The sequence below is a fragment of the Paraglaciecola polaris LMG 21857 genome (genome assembly GCF_000315055.1).
GTDB lineage: Bacteria > Pseudomonadota > Gammaproteobacteria > Enterobacterales > Alteromonadaceae > Paraglaciecola > Paraglaciecola polaris.
Map to the genome: position 1 here is coordinate 1 of NZ_BAER01000094.1, position 7,371 is coordinate 7,371.

5 protein-coding genes and 2 pseudogenes are annotated in these 7,371 nt (G+C 42.8%); 5 read left to right on the forward strand and 2 right to left on the reverse strand.

The features are described 5' to 3' along the window. Positions 1-373: 373 nt before the first annotated feature. A pseudogene (locus GPLA_RS15610) lies at positions 374-1,120 on the reverse strand (IS4 family transposase); the annotation flags it as partial. Positions 1,121-1,155: 35 nt separating this feature from the next. Between GPLA_RS15610 and GPLA_RS15615 the strand changes: the two are divergent. The 5 genes and pseudogenes from GPLA_RS15615 (at position 1,156) to ltrA (ending at position 6,603) form a co-directional block, all read left to right on the forward strand. After that, entirely contained in the window at positions 1,156-1,374 is a 219-nt protein-coding gene (locus tag GPLA_RS15615) for a DUF6500 family protein (RefSeq protein WP_007105911.1), read from the forward strand. Positions 1,375-1,518: 144 nt separating this feature from the next. Further along, a pseudogene (locus GPLA_RS15620) lies at positions 1,519-1,794 on the forward strand (IS3 family transposase); the annotation flags it as partial. 259 nt (positions 1,795-2,053) lie between these two features. Next, a complete protein-coding gene (locus tag GPLA_RS15625; RefSeq protein ID WP_007105912.1) occupies positions 2,054-2,797 on the forward strand; it encodes an SDR family NAD(P)-dependent oxidoreductase in 744 nt (247 codons plus the stop codon). Between the two features lie 43 nt (positions 2,798-2,840). Next, entirely contained in the window at positions 2,841-4,202 is a 1,362-nt protein-coding gene (locus GPLA_RS15630; RefSeq protein ID WP_007105913.1) for an FAD-binding oxidoreductase, read from the forward strand. A gap of 913 nt (positions 4,203-5,115) precedes the next feature. Next, a complete protein-coding gene (gene ltrA / locus GPLA_RS15635; RefSeq protein ID WP_007105915.1) occupies positions 5,116-6,603 on the forward strand; it encodes a group II intron reverse transcriptase/maturase in 1,488 nt (495 codons plus the stop codon). 83 nt (positions 6,604-6,686) lie between these two features. Here the strand turns inward: ltrA and GPLA_RS15640 are convergent. Next, the coding region (locus GPLA_RS15640; protein ID WP_040515038.1) for an IS256 family transposase at positions 6,687-7,371 on the reverse strand (685 nt) is incomplete at its 5' end.

Genomic DNA, 7,371 nt, shown 5'->3' on the forward strand with positions numbered 1-7,371 from the left:
GACGTTAACGCTTTGATTTGTTTTTGTATTCATAATAAGCTAACTCTTACTTGCATAATGCGGGTTGAGACCCAGTAGACTATTCGAGTGTTTTGCTTGGAGTCCTTTGTGGCGTTCTTTCTTGTTATCGGTCTCTCAACTGAGGAGCCATCGCTCAATCGAACTACCACAAAAGAAGGCTTTAGTTGCTGCTAAAGCTTGGGTCTCACTTTACCTCACCCCGATTAAAATCAGGATGATTTACACGAGTTATTATCCATACAAGTTGCTCAAACGGAAAAATAACAGTTGGCTCGCGCATTATAGCCAACCATAATTTTCCGCTTAGCAAAGCGTTAGCTACTAGGAGTATCTTGCATGGATATATACCGAAAGCAATATGATTTCGGCCTGCTTTTGAAGAGCGTTTATCTTTGCGATGCTTGGGTTTTGCTTTGTATAAATGAAGATGTGCATGACGTGGATTTTTACGCCCTAATTCACCGCAGCCTAGTTACTTAGCCTGAGAATTCGCTGGGATAAAACGACTTATTACTTCGCCACAGGGCTTGTCCATCAAGCTTAAAATCCACATCGCCGCGCAGCGGACCAGCCATGTTTTTCTACTTCGCGAAACCACGGGTTACGATAGCCAGCGTCCGTCATCATTAATGGGCAACAATCTGACGGTAGGATACTCGCTAGCTCCCGCAGAAAGGGATTATGACTGACGGGTGAGTTGTATTCAGCAAACGAAAATACCCGCTCATACAGCGTGACCAAACGTCCTTGCACGCTTACTGATGCACGCAAGGTCAAGTGCCGTATTTTCTCCCGTACATCAGACCAATCCACGAGTACAACGGGCATAGGGTTCGAACCGCAGAGCAATCGTGTGAGCCAGCGATAAATGTCAAATCGTTCATTAGATAATTGCCTATTTCCGATACAGCCTGTCTATACGTTTAATGTTGTGTTTTGGGGCGACAGAGCCTGCAATGTTTCGGCCTAATTCGGTTAGCGACTATTGTTGTCCATCCAGTAAGGATTGGGTGGCAACTATAAGGAAGGAAAAGCGTTTTCCATGTAGATTTGGGCATTGCTTTTTAAGCAAATCGTGTAAGATCGGAATATTAAGCACAGTGTTGTTATCAGATTTAGGGTTGTAATTATATTATGAGAACAGAATTAAGATCTAAAATCATCGACGTTTGTGATAAGAAAATTGCAAGCAAGGGTGACAATGTTGGGCTTTCATTTTATGCGTTTTTCGCTAATAAAAATGATAATCCTGAGTTATTAATGGAGGTCGCTACTTGGTGGATACAAACTCACAAATTAGATCATTTTGTTAAGGCTTATAAAATTAAAGAAATGGTTCAAAATAATTTGTAATAGGCATTTAACAAACCAACTAAACGGACTTTAAATAGTCGGCTGTTTTCACTCCGTACAACATTTTAGCCAACTATTTATACGTCGCTTATGCAGGCGCTGGGGTATCCCTTCATAAGGTCGGTCTTTCTTCTTCGTGAATCGAGCCAATACGTCTCTCATGCCGACCGTGATTTAATAAATAAACCTGATTTGGTACAAAGTATGAGTCGAAAAGGCAACTGCTGGGATAACGCTTGTGTTGAATCCTTCTTCCATTCATTGAAAGTCGAAACTAGCCAGTATGAGCCGACTATGAACAGAGAAACTACGACGCAACATGTATTTGAATACGCAGAAATTGATCACTACAAAAAGAGAAGGCATAGTGCCTTGGGCTATCTAAGCTCGGAGAAATTTGAACAACAAAATGTCGCTTAACGCCAAATGCCCGAAAATTAAATTGTGTAGCAAGTAGCAGCTCGTTAATTAAAAGGGCTAACCTCTCCAGTACAATCGCAAAAGAACATGAAGATTACTGTTTCATTACATTACTGTAATCTAAACAATGCCTTATATCTTGTAGCTGAAAAATTAATTACACTTAAAAAGTCATTACTTATTTCTATGATTAAGGTCGTTTACCCTACCTTAATAGCAATAGAGAAACACATGCGTCAATATTTCTGGAGTAGCAAACATGAAGCGTGTTGCATTGGTAACAGGAGCAAGCTCTGGGATCGGCTTTGCTTTATGTACAAGCTTATTAACGAGCACAACTGATATATCAGTTGTAGCTGTGTGTCGAGAACCGTCGAGTTTAGAAGGCTTATCTCGTCAGTTTTTAAAACGGCTTACGATTGTCAATTCTGATATTGCAACCGAATCTGGCAGAAATCACTTATGTAATGTATTAGGTAATATAGTAAAAATTGATTTTGTCGTGCACTGCGCAGCGGTGGTTACCCCGTTAGCACCACTGGAAAATATCGATTATCACGACTGGATGATTTGCCAGCAAACAAACGTCGATGCTCCTGTTTTCATTACGCTGAAATTACTTAAAAAACTGTCGCACTCAAGAGTGCTGTTTCTTACTAGCGACGCGACATTGCAACCTGTTTATGGCGCGGCGAGTTACTGTGTGAGTAAAATGGCATTGCATATGGCTTATGCTTGCCTGAAGACTGAAATCGCGGTTGAAAAGGCGATATTTGGCCTTGTTGCCCCTGGCAATGTTGACACGCCAATGCAAGAACGTATTCGAATGACAGATCCAAACGACTTGCCTATCGCGACAGCCATGACCGATGCTTATGAAAAAAATAGGCTACTGACACCTGAGTTAGCGGCCACTTACATATCGAAGATTCTGCTTACAGCAAATAGCGAAGAATTCTCGTCCAGGTGCTGGAATATCAGTGAGTACCTAAAACGTCCATAAGCCCTTTTAGCTAACGGCCCCATTTTTCTTTTGGATATCTAACGTGAACGTCAACAGATTAAAAACACAACTTCAAGCCATCGCTTATCAATTCAAGGGCCACTTATGGTTCGCTCTTGACGAGCAATATGAAATTCGCAAAAAAGTATTCAACCACGCGATTAACAATGATCCTGTAGTGATTATTGAAGCTTTTTGTGAGCAGGATGTATGTCTAGCGATCAAATTTGCCAACCTACACAGCCTACCTATATCCGTAAAAGGAGGCGGGCATTCCAATACCGGAAGCTGCGTTGTAAACGATGGGATCGTGCTAGACATGTCTCTATTTAAATTCATTGCGCTTGCAGACGATAGAAAATCCGTTGTCATTGGCGCAGGGGTTAAGAATAAAGAACTAGATGCGTATACCGCGCAATATGGCGTGGCTGTGCCACTGGGTACATGCCCAGATGTGGGAGTGGTTGGAGCGACACTTGGAGGCGGAATTGGATTGTTATCACGTAAATTTGGTCTGACATGTGACAATTTAATTAGCGTCAAAATGATTGATGCACAGGGAACAAAGCTGGTAGTAAACTCATTTTCTAACCCCGATCTTTTTTGGGCGCTGAGTGGCGGTGGCGGCTGCCAATTTGGCGTTATTACAGAAATAACGTTAAAAGTGCATCACATACCACCAACAGTGATGGGGGGTATCATAGAATGGCCAATATCCGAAGCAAAAAAAGTGTTGAAACAGTATAGCGATGAAGTGCTCAATAGCGCCCGGGACTACTTTCTGTATGCGTATATTTCACGCGCAAGCAAAGACCAAGAAAAGATATCAATAATGGCCTTTAGTACCGCTACCAAGCCAGAATGTGAATCATTCTTTAAACGTGTTTCACGTTGGGGTAACGCCGCTAATATAGATATCGGTGAAAAATCCTATCTCGAAATGCAATCTAATGCATACCAAAGCGAACTTTGTGTTTATTGGCGAAATGGCTTTATATCCCAAGCCTTATCGTCGGAATTTATTGATAAAATTATTGATTGCTACGCTAATTGCCCAGATAATTATGGTGGAATTATGTTTGATCCCTTAGGGGGAGCTATCCAAGATAGAGACATGGAAGATACGGCATTCATTCATCGGAAGTCGAGTTTTATATGCAGTGTTACTGGCGTATGTGAGGGGCCGAAAATGCGCTCAACAATAAAAAATTGGGTCGACGACAGCCATACGATATTATCTGATTTTTATAATGAGCGGGCATATCAAAACTATGAGTATTTAGGCAAAGATGAACTGAAAATGTACTTTGGTGAAAACAGTATTAGATTGCTAGCGCTAAAAAAACGCTACGATCCGCAGAGTAGGTTTTATGGCAGTTTAAGCCGCCACCTATTGGTAACCTAACCAGATAGTGACGTCCGCTCGTCGTTAACGATTGTAAATGGGGGGTTACCGTAATGCTTCCGAAACGGCTAAATTTGACCGGATAGAACCGAAATAGATGATCGTTTTAAATCGAAATGAGTGATCGGATTGAACCGAAATGGTTGATCGATTTCGACCGGTACATGCATACCACAGAGCGAACTTCGGCTTTTATTTTTGTAGAGAATGGTTTGAAGTAAGATAATAGTATAGTGATTGTCAATGGTGTGTTGTAGGTAAGCCGATAGCTCAGGGTAAGTTGTTCTAACCGAGCCTGTAACAGATTCTGTGGTGCGACACGATGTTGTTCCTGTGATTGTTTCATTCAATCGTTAAGATTGGGTATGAAACCTATTGTCTCACCAATAGTTCCCTACCCAGCTGTGCGTTGACGGTAACGTTGAGGTGCAAAGCGCTGAGGACAATGTAGCCACGGGTAACCGTAGGTGCAGCCTGTAAAGGTAATACCGAAACTGCTAGCCGCAAGCGGTGAAGGCGCTAGGGATGATGGTAAGGTCAGCAAATGCAAATCTCGACAAGCATCGTAACTGTTAAGAAGCTAAAGCGGCTGACAAGCTTCAACCAAAAGGTAAGCGATCAAGAATATCCTTTCACAGATGGGGTATCGTGAGTATACGCATCGCCGGTGTAAACGAGAGACCTAACCCATCGAGTCACAGGAACGAAACGTGGAAACCCCGTATAGCTCCGAAAGGTAGTTTACCCGCAAGGGTAAGCAATGGTTATGCGGGAATGGGAGGTCGGAAAAAGCTAAGGGTTGATTGTAATGATCAGCATAGGGTGCAAATCACCTGACTCGAAAGAGTGCCTACGTCCGACTGGTTCTCAATAGCGAGAGAATGCGGAGAATTGAGTTTATGAGGAAAAGCAGATGACACCTGCGATTAAGCATAGTGGTGCATCCTCACCGTCGAATAACTGGTCATCCATCAATTGGAAACGAGTTGAATTTGGCGTTCGTCGACTCCAAATGCGTATCGCTAAATCAGCTAGAGCTAAGCGCTGGGGCAAAGTCCAAGCGCTACAACATTTACTAACACGATCCCATCAAGCGAAGTTACTGGCAGTGAAACGTGTCACTGAAAATCAGGGACGCAATACACCTGGTATTGACGGCATTGTGTGGATAAATACAAAACAGAAATGGGAGGCAGCTAAAGCGCTTTCCTGTCGAAATTATCGCTCGCAGCCATTGAGGCGGGTCTACATTCCGAAAAAGAATGGCAAGAAACGACCTTTGGGCATTCCAACCATGTTTGACCGAGCAATGCAGGCTCTCTTTCTATTGGCATATGAGCCGGTAGCTGAAGTGACAGCGGATCACCATTCTTATGGTTTCCGACCCAAGCGATCAGCCGCCGATGCGATTGAAAGATGCTTTAATGTGTTAGCTCAGAAAACATCGGCTCAATGGATCCTCGAAGGTGACATTAAGGGATGCTTCGATAATATTAGCCATACATGGTTACATCAACACTTAAAGCTAGAGAAAAAAGTGTTGAATCAGTGGCTAAAGGCAGGCTTTATGGACAAAGGGCGCCTGTTTCCAACGACAGCGGGAACGCCACAAGGCGGTATCATATCGCCTTGCTTATCGAATGGTGCTTTGGATGGAATGGAAGCGATGCTTAAATCGATTACCAAGCCAATTCAAAAAGTCCATTTGATTAGATATGCTGATGACTTTGTGATCACTGCCAACTCTAAAGAGTTGCTTGAGAATACGATAAAACCAGCGGTAATGGCTTTCCTGTTTGAGCGAGGGTTAACGTTGTCCAAAGAAAAGACCTTGATTACCTCTATTACAAAGGGGTTCGATTTTCTTGGGTTTAATGTACGTAAGTATGGCCAAAAGCTACTTATTAAACCAAGTAATAGCAGTATCAAATCGTTCCTTGAGTCTATCAGATTAGAGATAAAGAAAGGAATATCTACACCAGTGGCGAGGTTACTCAGCTCGATCAATCGCAAAATTGTAGGCTGGGCTAATTATTATCGTCATGTTGTGGCCAAGAAAGTCTTTGATAATGTTGACTCTGCTATTTTTCATACTCTTCATCGAATGATTAAACACAAGCATCCTAAGAAGTCTGCAGCGTGGCTATACCGGAAATACTATACCCACCGTGGTATGCGGCAGTGGATGTTCATTGCACCTTACACAACTAATCACGGTGAAAAACGCATCGTTTGGTTGAAAAAGGCCGCCGACATTCCTATACGCAGACATCGGCAAGTCATATCTGTAGCGACTCCGTACGATGCTGAGTGGTTTGATTATTTCGATAAAAGAGCTAAGAAAATGTCATATCTGGAGCAAGCTGTTGGGTCTAACGCGTTTGGCTTTATGAGAGCTTGAGCCGTGTGCATGGAAACTTGCACGCACGGTTCTTAGGAGAGGGAGCGATAGAAATATCGCTCTCTTATCCGACTAACTGCCATTTAATTAATGTGTTTTTCGAGGCGGTCCCCGAACTCGATAATAAAGCGAACCATCGCCTGCCGCCAGTTATGAATTGGCATAGACCATTTCTTTGATGCTTCAGTAATGGCTAAGTACACCATTTTTTTAGCTGAATCGTCGCTTGGGAATATCTTGCGTTTCTTGATTGCCTTACGGATAACGCTGTTGAGAGACTCTATGGCGTTAGTCGTATAAATCGCTTTGCGGATATCCGCAGGGTAATTAAAAATAGTATTTAAGTTCTGCCAATGTGCGCGCCAGGATTTACTGATTTGGGGGTATTGCTCATCCCAAGTCTCACTGAAACGCTCTAGTTCGAGCAAGGCTTCTTCTTCTGTACTTGAACGATAAATACGCTTTAAATCAGTCGTCACAGCCTTGTAGTCTTTCCAAGAAACGTATTTGAGCGAATTACGCACCATGTGCACGATGCATAGTTGTACATTGGTTTGTGGGAACACGGCATTAATCGCATCAGAAAAACCTTTGAGGCCATCTACGCAAGCAATGAGAATATCTTCTACACCACGATGTTGTAGCTCCGTCAGCACACTCAACCAGAACTTAGCGCCTTCGTTCTCAGCTACCCACATGCCCATTAGCTCTTTCTGACCTTCGGTATTAATGCCAAGCGCAAGGAAGATGGATTTATACCAATCACCT